General features: G+C 67.1%; 19 protein-coding genes. 15 read left to right on the top strand and 4 right to left on the bottom strand.

Going from position 1 to position 20970, the window contains the following annotated elements; translation table 11 throughout:
* The first annotated feature begins 1 nt into the window (after nt 1).
* Genes AB0L64_RS13710 through AB0L64_RS13700 form a run of 3 tightly spaced genes read left to right on the top strand, consistent with a single transcriptional unit; the run spans nt 2 to nt 2219 of the window.
* Complete coding sequence (locus AB0L64_RS13710) at nt 2-874, top strand: glutamate-cysteine ligase family protein (protein WP_363710464.1); 873 nt, start codon at nt 2-4, stop codon at nt 872-874.
* Nucleotides 871-1830 (top strand): hypothetical protein, encoded by a 960-nt coding sequence (locus AB0L64_RS13705; RefSeq protein WP_363710463.1) that lies wholly within the window; start codon nt 871-873, stop codon nt 1828-1830. Before AB0L64_RS13710 ends, AB0L64_RS13705 begins: the two co-directional genes overlap by 4 nt.
* On the top strand, nt 1827-2219 hold the full coding sequence (locus tag AB0L64_RS13700) for an MAPEG family protein (RefSeq protein ID WP_359935202.1): 393 nt from the start codon (nt 1827-1829) through the stop codon (nt 2217-2219). The genes AB0L64_RS13705 and AB0L64_RS13700 overlap by 4 nt, the downstream gene beginning before the upstream one ends.
* Here AB0L64_RS13700 and AB0L64_RS13695 read toward each other — a convergent pair.
* Nucleotides 2197-3027, bottom strand: coding sequence for an AraC family transcriptional regulator (locus AB0L64_RS13695; protein WP_363710462.1), 831 nt, complete (start codon nt 3025-3027; stop codon nt 2197-2199). The two genes, AB0L64_RS13700 and AB0L64_RS13695, sit on opposite strands and share 23 nt — an antisense overlap.
* 71 nt (nt 3028-3098) lie before the next feature.
* Here AB0L64_RS13695 and AB0L64_RS13690 point away from each other — a divergent pair, with 71 nt between their 5' ends.
* From AB0L64_RS13690 to AB0L64_RS13680, 3 genes are read left to right on the top strand one after another with little or no spacing between them, the layout of a single operon-like run.
* A complete protein-coding gene (locus AB0L64_RS13690) occupies nt 3099-3893 on the top strand; it encodes a phytanoyl-CoA dioxygenase family protein (RefSeq protein ID WP_363710461.1) in 795 nt (264 codons plus the stop codon).
* A gap of 32 nt (nt 3894-3925) precedes the next feature.
* The gene (locus AB0L64_RS13685) at nt 3926-4405 is read left to right on the top strand and encodes a pyridoxamine 5'-phosphate oxidase (protein ID WP_363710460.1); all 480 of its coding nucleotides are present in this window, start codon (nt 3926-3928) and stop codon (nt 4403-4405) included.
* A complete protein-coding gene (locus AB0L64_RS13680; protein WP_363710459.1) occupies nt 4402-5073 on the top strand; it encodes a DsbA family protein in 672 nt (223 codons plus the stop codon). Before AB0L64_RS13685 ends, AB0L64_RS13680 begins: the two co-directional genes overlap by 4 nt.
* On the opposite strand, the gene AB0L64_RS13675 is transcribed toward AB0L64_RS13680, so the two are convergent.
* Together AB0L64_RS13675 and AB0L64_RS13670 are read right to left on the bottom strand one after the other, a co-directional pair.
* Nucleotides 5024-5806, bottom strand: a complete 783-nt coding sequence (locus AB0L64_RS13675) for a hypothetical protein (protein ID WP_363710458.1) — start codon at nt 5804-5806, stop codon at nt 5024-5026. The two genes, AB0L64_RS13680 and AB0L64_RS13675, sit on opposite strands and share 50 nt — an antisense overlap.
* 73 nt (nt 5807-5879) lie before the next feature.
* On the bottom strand, nt 5880-6329 hold the full coding sequence (locus AB0L64_RS13670; protein WP_363710457.1) for a pyridoxamine 5'-phosphate oxidase family protein: 450 nt from the start codon (nt 6327-6329) through the stop codon (nt 5880-5882).
* Between the two features lie 72 nt (nt 6330-6401).
* Between AB0L64_RS13670 and AB0L64_RS13665 the strand changes: the two genes are divergently transcribed.
* Nucleotides 6402-6974, top strand: a complete 573-nt coding sequence (locus tag AB0L64_RS13665; protein WP_363710456.1) for a TetR family transcriptional regulator — start codon at nt 6402-6404, stop codon at nt 6972-6974.
* Here AB0L64_RS13665 and AB0L64_RS13660 read toward each other — a convergent pair.
* Nucleotides 6946-7332: a GNAT family N-acetyltransferase gene (locus AB0L64_RS13660; protein ID WP_363710455.1), complete on the bottom strand. Its 387-nt coding sequence runs from the start codon at nt 7330-7332 to the stop codon at nt 6946-6948. The two genes, AB0L64_RS13665 and AB0L64_RS13660, sit on opposite strands and share 29 nt — an antisense overlap.
* 895 nt (nt 7333-8227) lie before the next feature.
* Here AB0L64_RS13660 and AB0L64_RS13655 point away from each other — a divergent pair.
* From AB0L64_RS13655 to AB0L64_RS13620, 8 genes are all read left to right on the top strand, one after another.
* A complete protein-coding gene (locus AB0L64_RS13655; protein ID WP_363710454.1) occupies nt 8228-9430 on the top strand; it encodes a patatin-like phospholipase family protein in 1203 nt (400 codons plus the stop codon).
* 45 nt (nt 9431-9475) lie between these two features.
* The gene (locus tag AB0L64_RS13650; protein ID WP_363710453.1) at nt 9476-11005 is read left to right on the top strand and encodes a hypothetical protein; all 1530 of its coding nucleotides are present in this window, start codon (nt 9476-9478) and stop codon (nt 11003-11005) included.
* Complete coding sequence (locus tag AB0L64_RS13645; protein WP_363710452.1) at nt 10998-12161, top strand: hypothetical protein; 1164 nt, start codon at nt 10998-11000, stop codon at nt 12159-12161. The genes AB0L64_RS13650 and AB0L64_RS13645 overlap by 8 nt, the downstream gene beginning before the upstream one ends.
* 172 nt (nt 12162-12333) lie before the next feature.
* Nucleotides 12334-13446 (top strand): MBL fold metallo-hydrolase, encoded by a 1113-nt coding sequence (locus AB0L64_RS13640; protein WP_363710451.1) that lies wholly within the window; start codon nt 12334-12336, stop codon nt 13444-13446.
* On the top strand, nt 13443-14558 hold the full coding sequence (locus AB0L64_RS13635; protein ID WP_363710450.1) for a CHAT domain-containing protein: 1116 nt from the start codon (nt 13443-13445) through the stop codon (nt 14556-14558). The genes AB0L64_RS13640 and AB0L64_RS13635 overlap by 4 nt, the downstream gene beginning before the upstream one ends.
* Nucleotides 14539-15987 carry a CHAT domain-containing protein gene (locus tag AB0L64_RS13630; protein ID WP_363710449.1) on the top strand — a complete coding sequence of 483 codons (1449 nt, stop codon included), beginning with the start codon at nt 14539-14541 and terminating at the stop codon, nt 15985-15987. Before AB0L64_RS13635 ends, AB0L64_RS13630 begins: the two co-directional genes overlap by 20 nt.
* Complete coding sequence (locus AB0L64_RS13625; RefSeq protein WP_363710448.1) at nt 15968-19576, top strand: tetratricopeptide repeat protein; 3609 nt, start codon at nt 15968-15970, stop codon at nt 19574-19576. The genes AB0L64_RS13630 and AB0L64_RS13625 overlap by 20 nt, the downstream gene beginning before the upstream one ends.
* The gene (locus tag AB0L64_RS13620; RefSeq protein ID WP_363710447.1) at nt 19573-20964 is read left to right on the top strand and encodes a hypothetical protein; all 1392 of its coding nucleotides are present in this window, start codon (nt 19573-19575) and stop codon (nt 20962-20964) included. The genes AB0L64_RS13625 and AB0L64_RS13620 overlap by 4 nt, the downstream gene beginning before the upstream one ends.
* Nucleotides 20965-20970 lie beyond the last annotated feature (6 nt).

Below are 20970 nucleotides of genomic sequence, written 5' to 3'. Positions count from 1 at the left end.
GATGGAGGCCAGGGAGCTTCACCCGGAGGTGGCCGGTCTGTTCGCGCGGGGGCGCCGGCGGTCGGTGCGGGTCGCGATCGAGCAGGAGTACGTCGTGGCCGCGGTGGACGGCGGCGTGGTGCCGATCGAGGAGGTACGGCGGGCCGTGGCGGGGTCGGCTGCCGCGCCGTACGTCAGCTTCGAGCCCGGCGGGCAACTCGAGCTCAGCCTGCCGCCGTCGCGCGAACCGGTGCACGACCTGCGCGTGCTGACCGCCGATCTCGAAACCCGGCTGGCCGGGATCTCACTCCGGCCGATCCCGGTCGACCCGCGGCCGGACGTGCCGCTGCAGTTGACGTCGCCGCGTTACCTGGCGATGCAGCGGCACTTCGACCGCATCGGACCGGCCGGCCGGCGGATGATGCGCCGCACCGCGTCCACGCAGATCTGCGTGGACTGGTGGCCGGGGCAGGCAGGGATCGAGCAGTGGCGGGTGCTCAACCTGGCCGGGCCGTACCTCGCCGCGCGCTTCAACCGCAGCGACCGGCTGGCCACCTGGCTGGAGGTCGATCCGGCGCGGACCGCCTTCGACGACAGGTTGCTGCACGGCGATCCGGTCGCGTCGTACACGGCCTTCGCGGCGGGCGCCACGGTCTTCGTCGACGGACCGGCCGGGCATCTGAGCACGCTGTTCCCGCCGGTCCGGCCGCGCGGGACGTACCTCGAGGTGCGCTTCCTCGATGCCCTGCCGCCCGAGGACGTCGAGCGGGCGATCGCGGTGCTGCAGGACCTCATGTACGACGACGTACGCCGCCGCGACGTGCTGCGTCGGCTGCCGGCCGGGCTGTGGAGCGCGGCAGCGGCCGGCGATCTGGATCAGGAGGTGGCGGCATGACCGGCGTGCTGTTCGTGACCGACCCGTTGGCCGGACTGCACAGTGACATCGACGCCGGCATCGGGCTGATGAGCGCGACCCAGGACCTGGGGCTCGATGTCTGGTGCTGCGGCCCGGAGGAGCTCGCAGTCGTCGAGGGCCGGGTCTGCGCCCGGGCGCGACGGATCCGGCTGCGTCCGCGGCTGGCCGGTGGCGATCACCGGTGGATCGTGGACGCGACCTGGTTCGACGACCTCGGCGCCGCGGTCGTCGACGTCGCGTCGTTCGAGGTGGTGCATCTGCGGATCGATCCGCCAGTCGACGCGCGATACCTGCACACGACGTACCTGCTGGACCTCGTCGAACGCGCCGGGACGCGCGTCGTCAACCGGCCGGCGGGGATCCGGGCGATGCACGAGAAGCTCGTCGCGCTGCAGTTCCCCGAGCTGTGCCCGCCGACGTACGTCGGCGCCGATCCGCGCGCACTGCGGTCGTTCGTGAGCGGCGTCGGTACGGCGGTCGTCAAGCCGGTGGACGGGTTCGCGGGGATCGGCGTCTGGCTGGTGCGCGACGACCGGAGCGCCGCCGCGTTGCTGGAGTCGGCGACCGACGGCGGCCGACGGCACGTGATCGCCCAGCAGTACCTGCCGACCGTTGCGGAGGGCAACAAGCGGCTGTTCCTGCTGGACGGCGAGATCGCCGGCGCGGTCCTGCGGCGCCCGGCCGTCGACGACTTCCGGATCGGCCCGCCGGTCGCGCCCGCGGACGTCGACGACCACGACCGGGCGATCGTCGGCGCCCTCGGCCCGGTGCTCCGCGCGCACGGCCTGGTGATCGCCGGTCTCGACGTGATCGACGGCCGGCTGATCGAGGTCAACGTCACCTGTCCCGGCGGCATGCACAAGACCGACGCCCTGCTCGGGACCCGGCTCAGTCACACCATCGTCAGCAGCCTGTTCGAAGGAGCACTCGTATGAGCACGACCACTGTTGTCTGCATCGCCCTGCTCGGCATCCTGTTGTTCCTGCTCGGCGCCAACGTCACCCGCAACCGCGCGCTCCGCGGCGGCGGCAACCAGCAGCCGACCGATCCGGCCGACCCGCTGCTGATCGCGGTCCGCGCGCACGGCAACGCGGCCGAGTACATCCCGACCATGATCGTGCTGTTGCTGGTCTGTTCGGCGTTGTCCGACAGCCGGCTGATCGACGTCCTCGCGGTCGCGGCCGTCGTCGTCCGGTTCACGCACGCGCTCGGCATGCTGCGCTCCGCCTCGCTCGCGTCCCACGGCCCGCTCCGCGATATCGGTGCCCTGGGCACCTATCTGGTCGGCGTCGCGCTCGGCGTCACCGCGATCGTGACGATCTGACCGAGGTCGGCGTGGCGCCGGTCAACTGACGGAACACGCGCGCGAAGTGCTGGCTGGAGCTGAAGCCGAGGCTCAGCGCGAGCGCGGTGATGGTGATGTCACTGGATTCGAGGAGCTGGCGGGCGCGGTCGACACGGCGCTCGTTGAGATAGCGGTGCGGTGGCTGGCCGAGCTCGCCGGTGAACAGCTCGGCGAGGTACGCCGGGGCGAGCCCGGCACGGTCCGCCAGCTCCTTGAGTGTCCAGCGCTCGTGGAACTCCTGGTCCAGCAGGCGTTTCACCGTTCGTACGGCGGGATGCATCGCGAGCTGCGGTCCAGCGGTCGGCGCCAGGGACCGCGAGACCGCGAGGACCAGGTGATCGACGGCCAGCGTGAGTCCGGTCTCGGCGTACTCGTAGCGTGTGGTGAGCTCCCGGACCAGTTGCGCGAAGGCGTAGGCGACATCGCCGGCTTCGCGATGGACAACGGCTCGCGGCCGCTCGAGGCCTGGGTGACGTTCCGCGACGACGTCCAGATCCACGGCCGCGAAGTAGAAGTGGTGGTTCCCGGACCGGCCCGCGAGGTGATGCGTGACCTGGGGCGGTACGGCGAACAGGTGTCCCGGCCGCAGCGCGTAGCTCTCGCCGCCCGCAACCCAGTGCGTGGTGCCGTGCTGCTGAAGGTAGATCTCCCAGACGGGATGCTCGTGAGACTCGATCAAGAACTGCTCGGGCACCCACTGCTCGCCCGCGTGCAGCAGGCCGCTGCCGGGCGCGAATCCGTCGGCGTGGAAGCCCGCGCGCAGCCCACTGGGTCGGTACAGAGACACCTGAGGATTGTGTCCAGTTGCCTGAACATCGGCAACGCCGGCAGGGCCGGTCGGTTTCTAGTTTGATCGTCATGGATGCTGACGACATTGCCTTCTACCGCGAGCACGGGTACTGGATCTCGCCGGTGATCGTGCCTTCCGACGTACTGGACGCGGCCGAGCGCGGGATGGAGCGGTTCTACGCCGGCGACCACGATCACGCGCTGCCCGACGTACCGGCGACGCGGGGGTGGCAGCCCGAGGACGGCGACGTACTGCGGAAGAACGACTACTCGTCCCTGCGGGTGGACGAACTGGCCGCGCTGGTCCACCATCCGGCGATCGCGGCGACGGCGGCCGCACTGTCCGGCGCGGCTGGGATCCGGCTGTGGCACGACCAGTTGCTGTACAAGCCGCCGGGCGGATCGGCGGCGCAGGTCGGGTGGCACACCGACCGGCAGTACTGGCAGTCGTGCACGTCGGACGAGATGCTCACCGCGTGGGTCGGGTTCCACGACGTCGACGAGGTGAACGGCGCGGTCGCGTTCCTGCCCGGCAGCCATCGGTGGTCCGTGACCGGGCTGGACTTCTTCTCGCAGGACGCGGCCGGGCTCGAGGCGTCGATCGTCGCGCAGGGGTACGACCCGACGCCCGTCGTACCGCGGATGCGTCGCGGGCAGGTCAGCTTCCACCACTGCCGGACGGTGCACGGCAGCTCCGGCAACCTGAGCGCGGCGCCACGCCGCTCGCTGGCCATCCACCTCCAGCCGGCCGACAACCGCCGGCGGGCGGGCGCCAGCCACCCGAACGACACGCTCGTCCGCCACAACCCCGACCCGGACTACACCGACCCGGCGATCCAGCCGCTGCTCTGGCCTCGCGATTGATAACCGGACCACGGTCCGTTAGTGTCGACGGTATGGAGACCACCGCGGGACTGGCCCGCATCAACGAACTCGGCCGCCGGGATCACTTCCTGGCCGTCGCGATCACCCAGCGGCGCTCCGGCGAGCCGGCCGCCTCGGTGGTGAACGCCGGGGTCCTCGACCATCCGCTCACCGGCGAGCCGGTCGTCGCGTTCGTCGCGCGCGGGCGGACCGCGAAGCTCGCGCACCTGCGGCGGACGCCGACCGCGACGCTGGTGTTCCGCGCGGACTGGGAGTGGATCGGCGTGCAGGGAGCGGTCGAGCTGGCCGGTCCGGACGATCCGCTGGAGGGTATCGACTCGGAGCGGTTGCGGGTGTTGCTGCGGGACATCTACCACGCCGCGGGCGGCGTGCATCCGGATCTGGACGCGTACGACCGGGAGATGGTGGCGGACCGGCGTACGGCGGTGCTGATCAAGCCGGAGCATTTCACGAGCAACCCGACCGGGGCCGACCACGAGGAGGACGAGTGAACGTCACCGCCGGGACGATCCAGGTGTGGTCGGATCTGCTGTGCCCGTTCGCGCACGTGGCGATCCACCGGCTCCGGACGACCCGGGCCCAGCTCGGGATGGACGGCGCGGTCCGGCTGGACCACCACACGTTCGCCCTCGAACTGTTCAACGGTCCGCACTCCCGGCCCGGGACCGACAGCGAGGCGGTCGGGCTCGGGCAACTCGCTCCCGAGATCGGGTTCCGGCTGTGGACGCAGCCCGACTGGACGTACCCGTCGACGGTGCTGCTCGCCGCCGAGGCCGTCCAGGCCGCCAAAACCCAAGGCCTGCAGGCCTCCGAGGACCTCGACGCCGCCGTCCGCCGGGCCTTCTGGTTCGACTCGCGGCCGATCGATCACCGCCGGACGATCCTCGACATCGCGGCCGAGGTCGAGTCCGTCGACGCCGGCGAACTGGCCGCGGCGCTCGACAGCGGTCGGTCCCGGTCGGCGGTGATGGACGACCACGCCGTCGCGGTCACCGACGCCGTGCAGGGCAGCCCGCACCTCTTCCTTCCGGACGGCACCGATGCCCACAACCCTGGGATCGAGGTCCACTGGGAAGGACCGTGGGCGTCCGGCTACCCCATCGCCACGGTCACCGATCCTGCCTGGCCGGAGAAGTTGCTGCGGGCCGCGGCCGGGTAGTCAGGCCGCCGCGGTCCGGGCCGCCCAGGCCAGGTGCTCCCAGCGTCGCAGGCCTCGTGAGCGAACCGACCGGGCTCGCCGGCCGGTGAGCTCGGGGCGTGCGTGACGATGCGCTCATCGACCCGGCCTCCGCGCACCGCTCGCCTCGCCGACGTATCCCGGCCCGCCACTCCCCGCGCCACCGCTCGGCGAGGAGGGTGCGAGAGATTCGAGGGCTTCGGCTGCGGAGTGGGGGCGGTCGGCGGGGGTCGGGTTGGGTGAGATGGGTGACCAGGTCCCAGATCGGGTCGACGGCATCGAGAGGACGGGCCGGGAGGGTGCCGCGTTCGGGAGGTTCGGATCCGGTCAGGAGTTGCCAGGCGGTCACGCCCGCGGCGTACAGGTCCTGGCTCGGCGCGGGCGTGGCCCCGGCGAGCGCCTCGGGAGCCAGGTAGCCGGGGGTGCCGACGACTGTTCCGTGGATGGTCAGGCGCGGCTCGGTCAGCCGCAGTACCGGCCGCGCGGTGCCGGTCGCCTCGAGCAGGAGGTTCGCGGGCTTGACGTCGCGATGCAGGACGCCCGCTGTGTGGATCGTGTCGAGTGCGCCGAGCAACTGCCGGAGCAGCTCGGCGGCGTACCGCGGCGGCAGCGGCCCGAAGTCCGCCACCAGGGTCTCCACCGAGCCGCCGCCACACCGTCCCGGCCCCACCGACCCCGATCGGGTCGAGAAGCTCGAACCGCCCGGCGAACACATCCGCCACCCCGTGAACCTCCGACGCCTCGCCGCTCGACGCACACCGTAGTACGCCGACGGCTGACGCGACCGCTCAGGCGAAGTCGCGGGTGAAGTCCGCCGTGTTCCACTGCTGCGGCCGCATCACGTACACGAGGTCGGTCTCCGGTCCGCCGGCCTCCTCCCACTCCTTCGTGTACGTCGTGCCGAAGTCGTCGCCCAGGTACCGGATCGCGAGCGGCAGGAGATCCTTCACGGTGTCGGGCTTTCGGATCTCGGTGACCGGCCCCTCCACGGTCACATAGCGGTACGGCGTCGCCTCCGACTGGACGACGAGCACGAACCGCCGGCCGGCCTCGATCGCGACGCCCTTGCGGGACTTCGCGTTCATGATCACGGTCACGCCGATCTCCGGCGAGTAGTCGTACCACACCGGCGCGCTGACCGGAGCACGCTCCGGATCGTCCGACGTGACGGCAAGCACCCCGACACGTACGTCGGTGAGAAAGGCCTCCCGCTCGGCCCGGGTCATACGGTCTGGCATCCGAATACCTTCCTGTTCTAGGTCGTTGACCTAATTGTAGGTCAACGACCTAGACGGCGATAAGGTGCGGGCGTGACGACTTCGTTCAGCGACCGCGGCGCGGCCCGGCGGGACGCCGTACTCGCCGTCGCGCGGGAGCTGCTGGTCGAGGACGGGTTCGACCAGTTCGTCCTGCGGCGGGTCGCGGCGAAGGCCGGGATGAAGCTGGGAAACCTGCAGTACTACTTCGCGACCCGCGACGACCTGCTCGAGGCCGTGATCCGCGCCGAGTTCGAGCACGACCTCGCCGCCGTACGCCGGGCGACTACGATCGACGGCCTGACCGCCTCCGCCCGGGCCCTGGTGCGGAACTGGACCACCGGAGCCGGCGCCGTGTTCGGCACAATGTCGTTACTCGCGTACCACCACGAGCGTTTCCGCCTCCTCAACCACGAGATCTACGAGGCGTTCTACCGCGAACTCGGCGTCCTCATCCGCCGCGTCACCCCAGGCCTGCCCGACCAGGAGATCCGGATGCGCGCCCGCCTGATCACATCCGTCCTCGACGGCGTCGCCATGCAAATCCACGCCGGCGCCAAAAGCCGCACCGAACTGGTAACCCGCGCCGCAACCCTGGTCACCACGATCGCCACCAACCCCGCGTGATCGAGAAGCACCGGTAGTAGGTCGCCGCAGCGAGGAAGAGCTCGTATTGTCCTCGGCCGGTCTCGGTCATCCCGAGCGACTGCAGGATGCGCACCGACGCCTGATTCGCATCGACCGCCTCGGCCCAGATCTCGTCCAGCCCCAGCTCGTGAAATCCCCAGTCGAGCCCGAGTTTCGCAGCGATTCCACCCAGCCCACGCCCCCAGCTGTCGGAAGGCCCGATGGCATAGCCAAGCTCCCGCCGATCCGGCGCCGCGCCGGCCAGGTCGACGTAGCCGACGATCTCGTCCCCGAACAGCCGCGCGACGGAGGTGGTCCGGCTTCGGCGCCTGGACCAATGCCCGCCAGTGCGCCTCAAGGGCAGCTGCCGGCAGGTCCACCGTCCACCCGGCGTGCTCGCAGAACTGCCGGTCGAAGCCCCACGAGACATAGGTCGCCACGTCCGGCAACGCGAGCGGTCGGAGGAACATCGGCTCTGAATCGCCCATCCGATGCCTTCCACGAGTTGGCCGGACCGCGAACGTACATCTCGTCCGATCCCCACAGTCCACGCAGGCATACCGCTTATGTACGAGCGATCGCCAAATACTCACCGGCGGCACCAGCCGCAACCCTCGGCGGTAGCCGATGATTAGCCAGGGCCAAGAGGGCGACTGCAACCTCGCAGAGGTCCGCGAGCTGAACCCGGACCTGGAGTCGTTCGCCACCTGGGTCAACAAGCACCGCGGGAGCTCAAAGCCTCGCAAAACTGAGCATCTGGTTTCCAACCCGGCGGCCCGGCGTGTCGCGCCGCTCCGAAGGTCGGCCTGCGCGACTTCCCTTCGCTCGGCTGCACCAAGCCACTCGGACGGACCAGCGGCTCGACAGTGAACACGCACCGATTGGCACCTCGAACTCATCAACGACCTTGAGGAGTCCACTGCCGCCGTACTCTGCGACCCGCTGCTCGTATGGTTCGGAGGCGGTTGTCGATGCGCACAAAAGTTGGTCTATTTCATGCACTCGTTTCATGCGCATCTGTTGGTTGACTTCGGTGATTTGGAGGAGTACTCCGGGTTACAGGGGTGGGTATTCGACGGGCGTGGATGCTCGGCAGGGCGCTTCGGCGTGCTGCCTGACAGGGGATTCCCACGAGTGAGCACCAGCTCCAGAACCTCCCCATCGACGCCGGCGGCCGATATCGAGTTCGTGGAAGAAGACGGCGGGGTCGCGCGATGAGCACCACAGCATCTGCGCCCTTGGGGGGATCAGAAATGACAGATATTCCAGTCCGTAGCGCGGACGGCGAGGAGTTCGCGCCCTCCAGCCCGGTGCGTCCAGGTCCGGACGACACTCACGAGGAACCGCAGCAGGGCATCGGCCTGTGTCTGTCCGGCGGCGGCTTCCGCGCGATGTTGTTCCACGTCGGCGTACTGAAGCGATTGAACCTTGCCGGGCAACTTCGGCAGCTGAAGAGGGTTTCCAGCGTCTCCGGCGGATCCATCACCGCGGGATTGCTCGGACTTCGATGGGACGATCTGACCTTCGACGACAAGGACGTCGCGACCGACTTCGACGAGCACATCACCGAGCCGCTGCGGGCCTTCGCCCACACCAAGGTCGATCTACCGGCGGTGGCCGCAGGTGCGGCCCTCCCCTTCGTCTCGATCTCCGACCGGGTGATCGGCAAGCTGAAGAAGCACCTGTACGGCAACGCGACACTGCAGAGCCTGCCACCAGAATCCGGACCGCGCTTCATCATCAACGCCACAAACCTGGAGTCCGGTGTACTGATGCGCTTCAGCCGGCCGTACGTGGCCGACTACAAGGTCGGACGGGTCGCCGAGCCTGACATCCTGCTGGCCGAGGCCGTGGCCGCATCGTCGGCGTTTCCGCCGTTCCTCTCCCCCTTCGAGCTCGACCTGTCGCAGGCACGCTGGGAGACCGTCAAGGGCAACGTGTACACGACTCCCGGCTACCGGTCCGACATCCTGCTCAGCGACGGGGGCGTCTACGACAACCTCGGGATCGAGGCGGTCTGGAAGCGATACCAGACCGTCTACATCAGCGACGCGAGCGGGCATCTCGCTGCAGACGACGAACCAGGACGCGACTGGGCACGCGGCATCGTCCGGGTGCTGAACATCATCGACTCCCAGGTGAGGTCGCTGCGGCGAAGCGCGGTCGTCAGCGCCTTCAAGAGTTCGGACGACCTACACAACGGATTCTTCATCAGCACGGTCAGCGACTTCCGGAATTGGCCGTTGGCAACCAAACGGCCGTACATGAAGGTCGATCCCGCGATCACCACGCAACTGGCGAGCATCAGCACACGACTGACCGACATGCCCGACGAGCAACAGGAGATGCTCATCAACTGGGGCTTCGCGGCGGCCGACGCCGGCCTTCTGGCGTACGTCGACCATGAGCTGCCTGCCGAGAGTTGGCCGTATCCGGACAATCCGCCGGGCCGATAGCCAACGCGCGCTGTGTCAATAGAGGGGGCGACCATGGCTGGCCCAATGGCGAAAGTTCAGTTGCTCGTCCAGGACCGGGCGCTCACCGCGGACGAGGTCAAGGGCTCCGGCGCGGACCTCGCGCGGGAGACGAAGGAACTGAAGATCCCGGAAGAGCAGAACGATCGGTTTGTCGACGGTCCCGCGTGCCGACGGGTCGCGGTCGTAGACTTCGACCCGCGAACCAGCGAACCACTCACATCTGCCGCGAGGTTCGTTCCCTCGAAGCCCGGATCCGTGCGCGGCTCGTACCCCGACGACGGCGATCCCGAGTCGCCGGCATCGATCGCGATCAATGCCTTCGGCATCGTCTTCCAGACGATCCGGATGTTCGAAGGTCCCGACGCGCTTGGACGCCAGGTCTCGTGGGCATTCGACGGCGACCAGCTGCTCGTTGTACCGCGGGCCGGCGAATGGGAGAACTCTTTTTACGAACGCGCGACGCGGAGTCTGCAGTTCTTCTGGTTCACGCCCACCGGCAAGAAGCCCATCTACCTGGCTCTCAGCCGCGACATCGTCGCCCACGAGTGCGGGCACGCCCTGCTGGACGCCGTCGTTCCGTCGCTGTACGACTGCTCAACGGCGCAGTCGCTCGCGATCCACGAGGCCTTCGCGGATCTGGTCGCGGTACTGATGGCCTTGGACAGCGGCGCATTGCGTACGGCGGTTCTCAAGCGGTCGAACAACACACTCGGCGGAGCCAACGCGTTCAGCACCATCGCCGAGGAGTTCGGCCGGGCGACACCCGGGCCGGGCGGCATCGCGCGCACCGAACTGAGGGATCTGTCGAACAACAGTACGCTGCCCGAACTGGCCGGCGAGCGTCCGCATGTGCTGAGCACCGTACTGTCGAGCATCTTTTACGACACCCTGCGCTCGATCTTCACCAGGCAGTTCGATGCTGAGGTGGCGAAATCCGCGATCGGCGAGACGGACACCACCGTCAGCGATCGCGCGGCGAACAAGGCCCTGCCGAGCGCGCAGATCATCTTCCGCCGGTTGCTGCTCCGAGGCATCGACTATCTGCCGCCGGGCGAACTCAGCTTCGCCGATGTCGGGAGGGCAACCTTCGCTGCGGACAAGGCCATCTATCCAGACACACCTGCCATTCGGGAGCAGTTCGCGCAATACTTCGTCACCCGAGAAGTCGTCGCGGCGGCAACAGAACTCGATTGCGAGCGCCCGCACAGCCTCGACCTGACACCCGCCCGTCTGCCCGAGATCAGAGACAGCGACTGGGCCGCGTACCAGTACGTTGAAACGCACCGCGACGTATTGGGTATGCCGCCGGGCAGGCCGTTCACCGTGTTGCCGCGCGTGGACAGCACGAAAGCGACCGGTGGACAGCAGAACGGTCAGCGGCTCACGAAGCGTGAACTCATCCTGAAGGTCGCTTGGAACCATGACAGCGAGGACGACGCTCGGCAGCCGGCACCGACCGGAGCCACAGTGAGCCTGTCTTGGCAGGACGGCACCTGTCTCGCGCTCGTCCTAGGGGGCGTCGCGCTCCAGTCCGACGAGTCCAGCCATGGATGAGCTCGTCGTCCGCGCCTACAACGTCGGCTTCGGGGACGCAGTACTGGTGTCGATTCCGGAGCGGGACACGACCAGACACCTCCTCATCGATGTCGGCAATTTGCTGGCCGGTGAGGGAAACGCAGACGATGTCTTCGTCGACGTCGTCCGCGACATCGCCGACCGGACCAACGGAGTGGTCGGCCTCTACGTGATGACCCACGAGCATCTCGACCACGTCCAGGGACTGCTCGCCGCATCGAGAGCGGGCGTTGAGCTCACAGCGCAGCACGCGTGGCTCACCGGGTCCGCCCACCCGGACTACTACGAGACTCACGAGAACGCGCGGAAGAAGCGGCGCAATCTGGTTGACGCACTCGGGGACCCGCGTCGCCTGCGGCAGGCCGACAGCGACGCCTGGCTCGCGATGATGGTCAAGAACAACTCGTTGGCCCCAGACCGGGGCTTCGCACTGACCACCGCCGACTACATCGACCATCTGCGGACGCTTGCCCCGGAGTCCCAGACCCACTATGTGGATCGAACGACGAAGCTGTCGGGGAAGCATCCTTTCGAGGAGGCCCACTTGCGTATCCTCGCTCCAGAGGAGGACACCTCTTCCTACTACGGGCCCGTACTCCGCGGCAGCTCGCTCGCGGCCGCTGCTATGAACGGCGCGCCGACCACACCGGCAGTTGAAGAGCTACCGAGTCCACCACCGGGAGTGGATCCCGGCGGGTACTTCGACCTCGTCCGTGCCCGCCGCGATGGCATCCGGCAGAACATCAGGGAGATCGACAAGGCAAACAACAACACTAGTGTCGTACTGGAAATCGAATGGAGCGGCTGGCGCCTGCTGTTCCCCGGCGACGCCGAGCTGAAGTCGTGGCAACTGATGCACGACCTCGGAGTTCTGAGGCCGGTCCACTTCGTCAAGGTCGCCCATCACGGCAGCCACAACGGCACATTGGACGCCCACATCGACGACGTGCTGCCGATGGCGAGCGACGACGGCCGCGACCGGCATGCTCTGGTCTCGACCCACGACGACGACTGGCCGAGCGTGCCCGACGACGACACCCTCAAGCTCTACGGATCGCGGGCCACCCTGCACGACACTCGAAAGATTGCGCGTGGATCCCACATCGAGATCAAGTTTCCCCGACTCGCCCCCTGATCGCACCACAGGGTCTTGGCACTCCGTTTGCGGATCCACGCACAGGGATTCAACAGGCCTGCACTGTGTCAATACGGTGGGTGAGTGGCGGTGGACAAGTTTGTCATTCCGCTGTGCAATGGAATCATCCACGAGGGGGGCCGAGGGGATGGATGAGTCACGTTCCGGCCGGATGACGGTCGAGCTTTTGCCTGCGCGCCATGGGGATGCGATTTTGCTGACCTGGGACGGCGCCACAGGGTCGCATCGGATGCTTGTCGATGCCGGTCCGGCCTGGGCCTACAAAGATGTGCACGCCAGGATGGAAGAGATCGCCGCGGAAGGCGCACTGGACCTCCTGGTGCTCACCCATATCGACGCCGACCATGTCGAGGGAACAATCAAGCTCGTCAACGACGCCGAACTTCCGCTGATCGTCGACAACGTCTGGCACAACAGCTGGGATCAACTCGGTGATTACCTCGATGCCGTTCACGGAGAGATCCTGGCGGCCATTATCAAGCGTCGGCAGATCCCCTGGAACGTGGCCTTCGGCGGAGCGGCCGTAGTTGCACCGGACGAGGGACCGCTACCGGAGGTAGACCTGCCGGGCGGGCTCCGGCTGACAGTGCTCGGCCCGACATCGGGCACACTCAACCGACTCGCCGCGGAATGGATCGAGGTGTGCGAAGACGCAGGGCTGGATCTCAAGTCCCTCGATACCGAGGACGATGTGCTCGCCGCCTTCGAGCGCCGCAGCCGGATTCATCTCCCCGGCGAGACCTGGCTGGGTCCCGAAGCATTTGATCCCGACGAGCTCGCGGCCGACCGTGCCGGCACCGACAGATCCGTGTCGAACGCGAGCAGCATAGTGATTCTTGCCGAATACCGAGGCGTGCGCGTGCTATTGGCCGGCGACGCGACGCCCGGCGAGCTGCTCCCGGCGGCCCGCAGACTCGTCGCCGAGCGCGGTGGCGACGACGGGACGTTTGCACTGACGGCGTTCAAGCTCCCCCATCATGGCAGTGAGAAGAACCTGAACGCCGAACTGATCCGATTGCTCCCGGCGCGGTACTACCTCATCTCCAGCAACGGAGGCTACTTCGGCCACCCGGACCCGACCGCGATCGCAACCGTCGTCAAGGGCGCGCCGGACGGAGCGGAGCTCGTCTTCAACTACGCCACCGACATCACCGAGCCCTGGAACGACGAAGATCTTCGCACGGCCTATTCCTACTCGGTGCGCTACCGCAATGACGACGAGTCGAGTGTCCGAGTCGTCCTGTGCCCCGGGCAAATGCCATGAACGCCCGGCGAATCGCGGTCGAGGTCGACGAAAAGGGCAGAATCTCGGCGCGAGTCGTTGGCGAGAACGCGTACTCCCCAACGCTGCCGTTGCCATTGAGTAGCGCGGATCTCGACCGGCAGCTGATCGGCCTGTTCGAGCGCTGGCAGCAAGAACGTGGGCGCCGGTGGATCCAGGCGGAGATCCGCACCTTCGGGGCGCTGCTCCACCGCGCTCTGTTTCCACCGGACCTCTGGAACTGGATCTGCACAGCAGCCCAGGGATACCAACTGGTTCGGCTGACGTTGACGTTCCCCGGTACGTTTCCGCACGCGCGTCTGGCCTCGATTCCCTGGGAGTTCCTCTATCGGCCTGACAAGCAGTACGAGCAGGGCTGGTTCCTGGCAGGCCGAAGCGGGGTCACGCTCTCGCGCTATATCCCTTCCAGGGCGGGGATCCCGGAGCTCGACTTCATAAGGCACCCACGCCTGCTGGCGATCGTGTCGCAGCCGAAGGCAGAGAGAAGAGTAGACGCCGACGAGGTCCTGGCCGGCATCCATCGCGCCGCAGTCGACTGCGGTCTCGAGGTCGAGATCGTCTACAGTCCCGGCGCAGCAGAGTTGCGCGAGATCATCACTGCCTGGCAACCGCACATCGTTCAGTTCATGGGCCACGGCAGGTTCGACGCCGACCGCGGAGAGGGAAGGCTGGCCTTTGCGGCCCCGCACGGAGAGACTGCGTGGATACCGGACTCCGGCGTGGTGGACCTGCTGGTGACCCCCGAGTGGACGCCTCGTGCCGTCGTCCTGCACGCCTGCGAAGGCGGCACGACCGACTATGAGGCGGGATTCGCCGGAGTGGCTCCGCAGCTATGCCGGGCCAGCGTCCACTGCGTGGTCGCGATGCAGTACCCCGTGACCAACGAGACCGCAACCAACTTCAGCACGAGGTTCTACCACGAGCTCGCGCAGCGACAACCGCCTGACGTGGCCGTCCAAGCGGCGCGAGCGCACATAGCCACTACGGACAACAGCGTACGTCTTATCGGCGTACCAGTGGTGTATCTGCACAGCGATGCTCCTCTGTTGCCCGGGCCGGAACAGGAGGGGCGCAATGAGGCGCTACCAGTTTGAGGTCAGGGTGTCGGCCACTCAGGTCGCCGGCATCTATTCAACGCCTGAGGCAACAGACATACTTATCGACCCGGACCCGATTGAAGTCGATCAGCTGCGAGACGACACGATCGACTTGCTCGAGGACCTCTTGAACAACTGGGACGTACTCGGCCGGCTGATGACCAACCCCAACAAGCCCAGCCTCGACCGCAGCCGGCAGAGCCTGCTGACCGCACGGACGTTCCGGGTGCTCGGCACGCATCTCTGGGACATGATCCTCGCAGGAACGCATGTAGGTCCCGCATTGATGCAGGCTATCGACCAAGACCGCAAAGGACGCACGTTGCGCGTGCTGATCTCCTTCGACGGCGCGGATGCCGAAGTCCTGCGCCTGATGGGCTTGCCCTGGGAGTTCCTCTTCTGCCCGCATGGCTACTTCCTCTCGGCGCGGTCGGAACTGGTACTCAGCAGATTTGTCCGCACCGGGGAGCAGCAGGAGCTCGAGCCCACCGCGAAACCACTCAACGTGCGGTTTGTGCTCGCCTTACCGGAGGGCGCTGGTTTCGGCGACGAGTATCGCAAGGTGGTTCGCATGATCGACGGAGTACGAGCCATCGATCAAGTCGAGGTCGCCATCGACGACTGGCCGCCGCGGACCGCCGTGGTCAGCGAAGGTAGCGTCCCGAACGGCGCGCCGCCCGATGTGATCCACCTCGTCGGCGCCTGCCTCGGCGAGCGCGGCAAGGCCAAGATCTTCTATGGCGTGGAGGATCAACCGCCGACATGGCAGCCGCCGGACGTGCTGATCGATGCACTCGTGGAGTTGTCCGGTCGGGAGGCGAGCAACGGCTCACGGGCAGGCACCAAGCTCGTCGTGCTCCATCTCTGCGAGTGGACCGGCGACCAAAGTGATCCGAGTGAGAATTTCGAGCGACTCGCGCCGAACTTCATCGATCGCGGCATTCCCGCCGTCCTAGCGATGCAATATCCGCTCGCGGCCGCGGCGGCGCAAGGACCCCTGCGCACATTCTACGAGCAGCTGGCCAGCGGAAAGGCGGTCGGCCAGTCGGTCCAGTTCGCGCGCAGCGAGATGCGCAAGAAGGACCAGAACATGCGTTGGTTCGGCGCACCGGTGCTCTACCTGCGCTGTGCGGACGGTCCGGTACGTCAGCCGGAGAAGAGCTCGATCGGCCCCCTGAACGGACCCGAGTTCGCCCTCGACAGCCCGATCCGAGGGCAGTTGATCGAGATCGTGCGCACCAGCGATCTGACGGCCGACCAGCGCCAGAGGCTCGTCGACTGGGTGGATGAGGTCGCGTCCAATGAGCTCAACCTCGAACGGATCCTCCGAGCGCAACTGAAGAAACACGCGGACGACTTCTCCATGTTCGGGATCTTCAACAGCATGCTCAAGGCGGTGACCGGCGATGTCCGACGCACTGGATGAGGAGTCTCAGGCGGCGCTCTCGTTGGCAGCCAAGCGACTGCAGGAACTGGACCTCTCGGTACCGGCTCGACCACTCACTCGGCTGATGATCGGCGCGTTGCGCCGGCGGAACACCGAGCAGATCCGCGGTTCCGTCGGGCGCTGGCGGCTTGATCTGCGCCAGATCGACGATGTCCTGTCCGGCGTCGAGGCGACTGTGGAGGCGGCTGAGAAGAAGGCTGCCGTCGCAGAACCTTTCGGTCCGATCTGGTGGCGCCTGCGAATCGAGGACCTGACCCGTCGGCAACAGTCCGGCTCCCCATCTGCCACGCACCAGTGGGCGGCGGTGTGGCTACAAGGGGTCGTCGGAGAGCGGTGGGAGCGGTGTGACGAGGTTCTGGGCCTCCCGGGTGGCGGAGAGGTCGAGCAACAACTGGCCGACCCGATGGCCAAGTTGACTACCGCATTGCGCAACAGTGAGATCTGGAACGTGCCCGGCGCGGCTGGCGAGTTGCTCGACTTCGGTCCAGAGATACTCGGCAAGGACACGTGGGTGAAGCTCGCCGTCCTCCGGGCGCGCGCCCTTGTCTACTGGTTCGCAGACTACGAGGCTGCTTGGCGCGTGGCTCAGAAGGCAGTCGCGCAGTCGCGATCCCAGCTGATCGACAAAGTCGCCTGGCTGGAAAGCTTGGCGCTTGCGGTCTCAGCCGAAGTACTGATCGAGCAGCGAGATCTCAAACCTGCCGAGGAACTGTTGCGGAGGCCTCTGAAGTCGGAGGAGCCGACGCCGGACATCCACATCGCAGCGGCACTCCTGGCGATGGCCCAGGATCTCCCCGACCGTGCAAACGATCTCTATGACGAGGCGGTGGCGGCCTCCGCCCTCCCGACCGCACAGAGCGAGCAGGTAATCCTTGCCAGGCCGCAATTACTGCGGCCAGTTCCCGGGAATCTGCTGTGGCGACTGTCCCAGTGCACCGACGACGCAGCCGCCGCACTGGACCTGCTTCAGCGAGCCCTTGACCAAGGCATCCGGGGTGTCGGGGCCGCACCCGAAGCGGAGGCACTGACCGAGAAAGCGAAGCTTCTGAAGCGGCTGGGAAGCCCGGAGGCAGGTGCGGCTTACTACGCAGCGGGCGTCGCGTTCTCCGGATCCGGGTCGCCCGGTCGTGCCCGTGCACTACTGAAGAAGGCATGCCAGCTCAGTCCCGACGTCGCCGAGCACCACTGGTCGTACGCCGACGCGCTGCGTGAGCATGCGGTCGACGTGGATGAGGTTGTCAGTCCCGACGTGCTCCAGGACGCCGGGACGCATCTCGCAGCCGGCTTCGAGATCAGGCGCCCAACAAACAGCGAGGCCTGGGTCCTCCTGTCGGCCGCGCTGGTCGCCTACTACCAGCGGCAGCTGGGACACGACGGAGAAGATCCGTCGCTTCTGTGTGAACGTGCACTGCTGCTCGACCCGCAGAACCAAGCAGCGCACGGCTTCCTCGCCACCTTCCTACGTGTTGCGGGCCTGCCCCGACAGGCGCTAGCCACCGCGGCTCAGGGCCAGCAACAGGGCTACGGCCACCCCTTCACTGCCGCACGTCAGGCTGGGGCATACCTCGATCTGGGCCAGTACCAGGCCGCACTGAATATTGCGACGAAAGCGCTCACCGACTGGCCAGGCCAGACAGAGCTCGTCGTACATCGTGCGTTGGCCCTGATCAGGCTCGAGCGATACGAACAAGCGCTGAGCACACTCAACGGCGAGGACGAGCGCCTGACCTACCTCCGGGCCGGCTGTCTGGTCCTTCTGGGCGATCTGCCCGGCGCTCGCGCGGAGGCTCGCGCCACCTGGGTGGACCGCACGCAGCTCTCCTCCAAAGCAGTGTCTGCCTGGGCGGCGTTCCAAAGCGGTGAGCTCGACGATGCCATCGCAATCCAGCGTGACCTGGTCGATCGTGCGCCGAGAGATGCGTCCTTCCGGCGCGACCTGGGTCAGATGTTGCTGATGCGAGGAAGCGATGATGCGGACCTGGCAGAAGGGACCGAGTCGCTTCGGGGTGGCATCATCGCCGCGCCAACGGCTCATGAACTCGTGCATATGACCACCATGGAGTTCGAGGCCCTGCGGAAGACTCTGCCGAGTGGGCGGTCGCTGCCCGAGCTCACCGAGCTGACGGAGCTGGCCGCGGACCGGATCGCCGCACTGCGCTCCGGTACCCGCCACATCGACGACCCCGCAGAGATCGCTGCTCGGGCCCGGACTGCGATGGCCGACCGCGACCCTGTCACGGCACTCGACCTGTACGAACGACTCTGCCGGCGCCACGATGTTCCGGAGGCCCGACTCGGCCTCGCTCGCGCCGCCCGGGCGATCCTCGATCGTGGGGACCGAGCAGTTCACGACGCCAACGATCTCGCCCTGGCTGCCGAGAACTGGCGCAGACTGCCGGACATCCTGCCCCTGCTCGACGGAGGCAGCCAGATCCGCACTGACCTGGCGGGACGACTCGCATTCGCGGAAGTCGAGTTGGCGGGACGAAGGCTGCCGACCGACATCGCGCTGCTTGCCCGCTCCCCGGGACCGGACAGCCCATCGGTGCTGGACGACGTTTTTCAGGTCTTCGCGAGGGATGTGCCGTCCTGGTGGCGCCACCGTCAGGCCTTGCTCGAGCGCTCCGCAGAGCCCGGCGATCGAGCAGCGACCCGCGATATCACCCGGGTCATCGACCGTCTGCCACTCGACGACGTGTACCGGCTGCGCCGGGACGCGGTCCATGGATCAGACATGCTTCCCTTCGTGTCGCCGATCGAAGTCCGGCTCGACGCCGGACACGCGCATCTTCGGCACAACGAGGACGTGGCCACGGCGATCGGTGGCCTCCGCTCGAAACTCATCGAAGAGATGGGCGTGCAGCTACCCGGCGTCCGTGTTGAACCCAACTCGCCAGGCAGCACATCGACCGCCATATTGCTTTATGACCAGGTCGTTGCCGAGCGACAACTGCCGGCTGACCCGGCGGCCGCAGTCGTGGAGCTGCTCAGCGTTGGCGAGCAGGCGATTCGGGCTCAGCTCTACCGCCTGCTGATCGTCGACGACATCCCGTTGTGGTTGCGGCGTTGGGATCCTACCGGCGCCCTCGAGAACGGTCGCGAACCACCGACACCGGACGCACGACTCCGCTTGGCGCGCGTGCTCAGGCTACTGCTTCGCGAGCGTGTACCGGTGATCGACCGAGACGCCATCCTGGCCGGCTGGCGAGAAGCGGAGAAATCCCCTCAGTGCCATGGTCCGATGGACGCGCTGCGCGTGGTCCGACGACGGTTGGGGGCAGAGCGACTTGGGCGTGAGCGGGACAGCGACCCGGTCCGGCTGCCGAGGGAGCTCGAGCAACGCGCAGAACGCGGGCTGGCATCAGCCGATTCCTGGGCATGGTCGATGGAGAGGGACCAGGCCATCGAGTTGATGGCAGACCTCCGCCGCTGGCTCGCCGGCCAGTCCAGCACGTCCGGCGTGGTGGCGATTGCTGTCGGCAACTTCCGGCTTCGCCCCTTCGTCTGGCGGATGCTCGCAACCGAGGCGACAAGGGTTCGGGTCCTCGCGGAAGAGGAGCTGTCATGAGCGAGTTCATCCGGGACATCGTGCACGCGATGAAGAGCATTCGGACAGAGCGGATCCCACCGGAGATGGCGGCGGCACCTCAACCGGGTCGGCTGGTTGTGCTTCGCGTGCCCGGGAAGGAAGGCGGCTGGGGATTGGTCGTCAATCGGCTCGAGGAGCTGCTGTCCCAGCAACTGACTGCGTTGATGCTGGACCACGACCTCGACGTCCAGGTGCGATCCACCGACCGCCCTGGCCTGGAAATCGCCATCGACGGCAGGCCGGTGGCCGTCGGCATCGATCCCTCCCTGCAGGCCAATCCTGCCAAGCTCATGGCGACCGTCGATGATCGGCTACGGCGCCGGTTGTCGATCTTGCTCGGTCCTGAGCCGGACCCGGTATCGGCGTACCTCGTCGACCATGGCTTTTCGGTGATGCGTGATTCGAGCACGCCGTCCGGCCTCGACCCTTGGATGATCGAACAATCGGAAATACCCGACGTCTCCGCCGAGGAGATCGGTGAACGTGAGCTGGCTGCCCGCCCGCCGCGGCTCCGCCTCGAGGTCGCGGAGCACACCTTGCGCCGGGCAAACCCCCGGCCGGACGCCGTGATCTCGTTGCGCAAGGCATTGTTCGCGCAGAAGGGCGTGCACTTCCCCGACCTCGAACTGGTGCCCGCAGCGGTTCCTCCGGGACAGGTTCGCCTCACCGCGAACGATGTTCGCGTCGGCCCGTTCGAACTCGGCGAGGACGCTGGATGGGACGACGTCGTCGAGAGGCCTCTCAGGGCCTTCCTCCTGCATCACGCATCCTGGTTCGTCTGGAACCACGACATCAAGAGCGCCTTCGAGGAAGTCGCCTTCGCGCTGCCGGACATGGGCGCGACTTTCCTCGAGTGTTATCCCCGGCAGTACATGCTGACCGCGTGCGTCCGGAACTTCGTTCGCGAAGGCCGGTCGGTTCGCAATCTGGCGCGCATCCTGTGGCTCCTGATGGAGATCGGCCCAGCCGGGATCGACTCGGAGAAGCTCTCCTTCTCGGAGAATCCACTGCTACGCGACCCGACGACGGTACCCAACGCCCAGCGTGATCCAGCGATCGTCGCTGCCCGCGTCCGCAAGTGCCTCGCGGAGGAAGCCTGGCGGGTCGGTCTGCTGCTGATGCCGAACCCGACCCGGATTCCGCAACACGTAGAGTCCGCTTTGCTTAGCGCCCACGACCCTGCCGCCCTCGCCGCGGCGGAGTGGGCCGCCGTCGACGTCGCTGCAAACTATCCGCGGAACGCAACTGTCGTCACGTCGTCGGTGCACGCCGTGGCGTTGGTCCACAAGGCGTTGCGCGCACTACCACACAGGCTGAGGGTCGTGGCAGCTCAGGAACTGCCGCCCGGTCAACGTCTCGACGGCTAGCCCCAA

The sequence above is a fragment of the Kribbella sp. NPDC051936 genome, from assembly GCF_040680955.1.
Taxonomy (GTDB): domain Bacteria; phylum Actinomycetota; class Actinomycetes; order Propionibacteriales; family Kribbellaceae; genus Kribbella.
This window is presented reverse-complemented; position numbering and strand designations above follow the sequence as displayed.

What these genes read in the sequence shown, in the direction of transcription:
- AB0L64_RS13710 (WP_363710464.1), top strand. Translation starts at nt 2, where the DNA reads ATGGAGGCCAGGGAGCTTCACCCGGAGGTGGCCGGTCTGTTCGCGCGG.
- AB0L64_RS13705 (WP_363710463.1), top strand. Translation starts at nt 871, where the DNA reads ATGACCGGCGTGCTGTTCGTGACCGACCCGTTGGCCGGACTGCACAGT.
- AB0L64_RS13700 (WP_359935202.1), top strand. Translation starts at nt 1,827, where the DNA reads ATGAGCACGACCACTGTTGTCTGCATCGCCCTGCTCGGCATCCTGTTG.
- AB0L64_RS13690 (WP_363710461.1), top strand. Translation starts at nt 3,099, where the DNA reads ATGGATGCTGACGACATTGCCTTCTACCGCGAGCACGGGTACTGGATC.
- AB0L64_RS13685 (WP_363710460.1), top strand. Translation starts at nt 3,926, where the DNA reads ATGGAGACCACCGCGGGACTGGCCCGCATCAACGAACTCGGCCGCCGG.
- AB0L64_RS13675 (WP_363710458.1), bottom strand. Translation starts at nt 5,806, where the DNA reads ATGTGTTCGCCGGGCGGTTCGAGCTTCTCGACCCGATCGGGGTCGGTG.
- AB0L64_RS13670 (WP_363710457.1), bottom strand. Translation starts at nt 6,329, where the DNA reads ATGCCAGACCGTATGACCCGGGCCGAGCGGGAGGCCTTTCTCACCGAC.
- AB0L64_RS13655 (WP_363710454.1), top strand. Translation starts at nt 8,228, where the DNA reads ATGACAGATATTCCAGTCCGTAGCGCGGACGGCGAGGAGTTCGCGCCC.
- AB0L64_RS13650 (WP_363710453.1), top strand. Translation starts at nt 9,476, where the DNA reads ATGGCGAAAGTTCAGTTGCTCGTCCAGGACCGGGCGCTCACCGCGGAC.
- AB0L64_RS13645 (WP_363710452.1), top strand. Translation starts at nt 10,998, where the DNA reads ATGGATGAGCTCGTCGTCCGCGCCTACAACGTCGGCTTCGGGGACGCA.
- AB0L64_RS13640 (WP_363710451.1), top strand. Translation starts at nt 12,334, where the DNA reads ATGACGGTCGAGCTTTTGCCTGCGCGCCATGGGGATGCGATTTTGCTG.
- AB0L64_RS13635 (WP_363710450.1), top strand. Translation starts at nt 13,443, where the DNA reads ATGAACGCCCGGCGAATCGCGGTCGAGGTCGACGAAAAGGGCAGAATC.
- AB0L64_RS13630 (WP_363710449.1), top strand. Translation starts at nt 14,539, where the DNA reads ATGAGGCGCTACCAGTTTGAGGTCAGGGTGTCGGCCACTCAGGTCGCC.
- AB0L64_RS13625 (WP_363710448.1), top strand. Translation starts at nt 15,968, where the DNA reads ATGTCCGACGCACTGGATGAGGAGTCTCAGGCGGCGCTCTCGTTGGCA.
- AB0L64_RS13620 (WP_363710447.1), top strand. Translation starts at nt 19,573, where the DNA reads ATGAGCGAGTTCATCCGGGACATCGTGCACGCGATGAAGAGCATTCGG.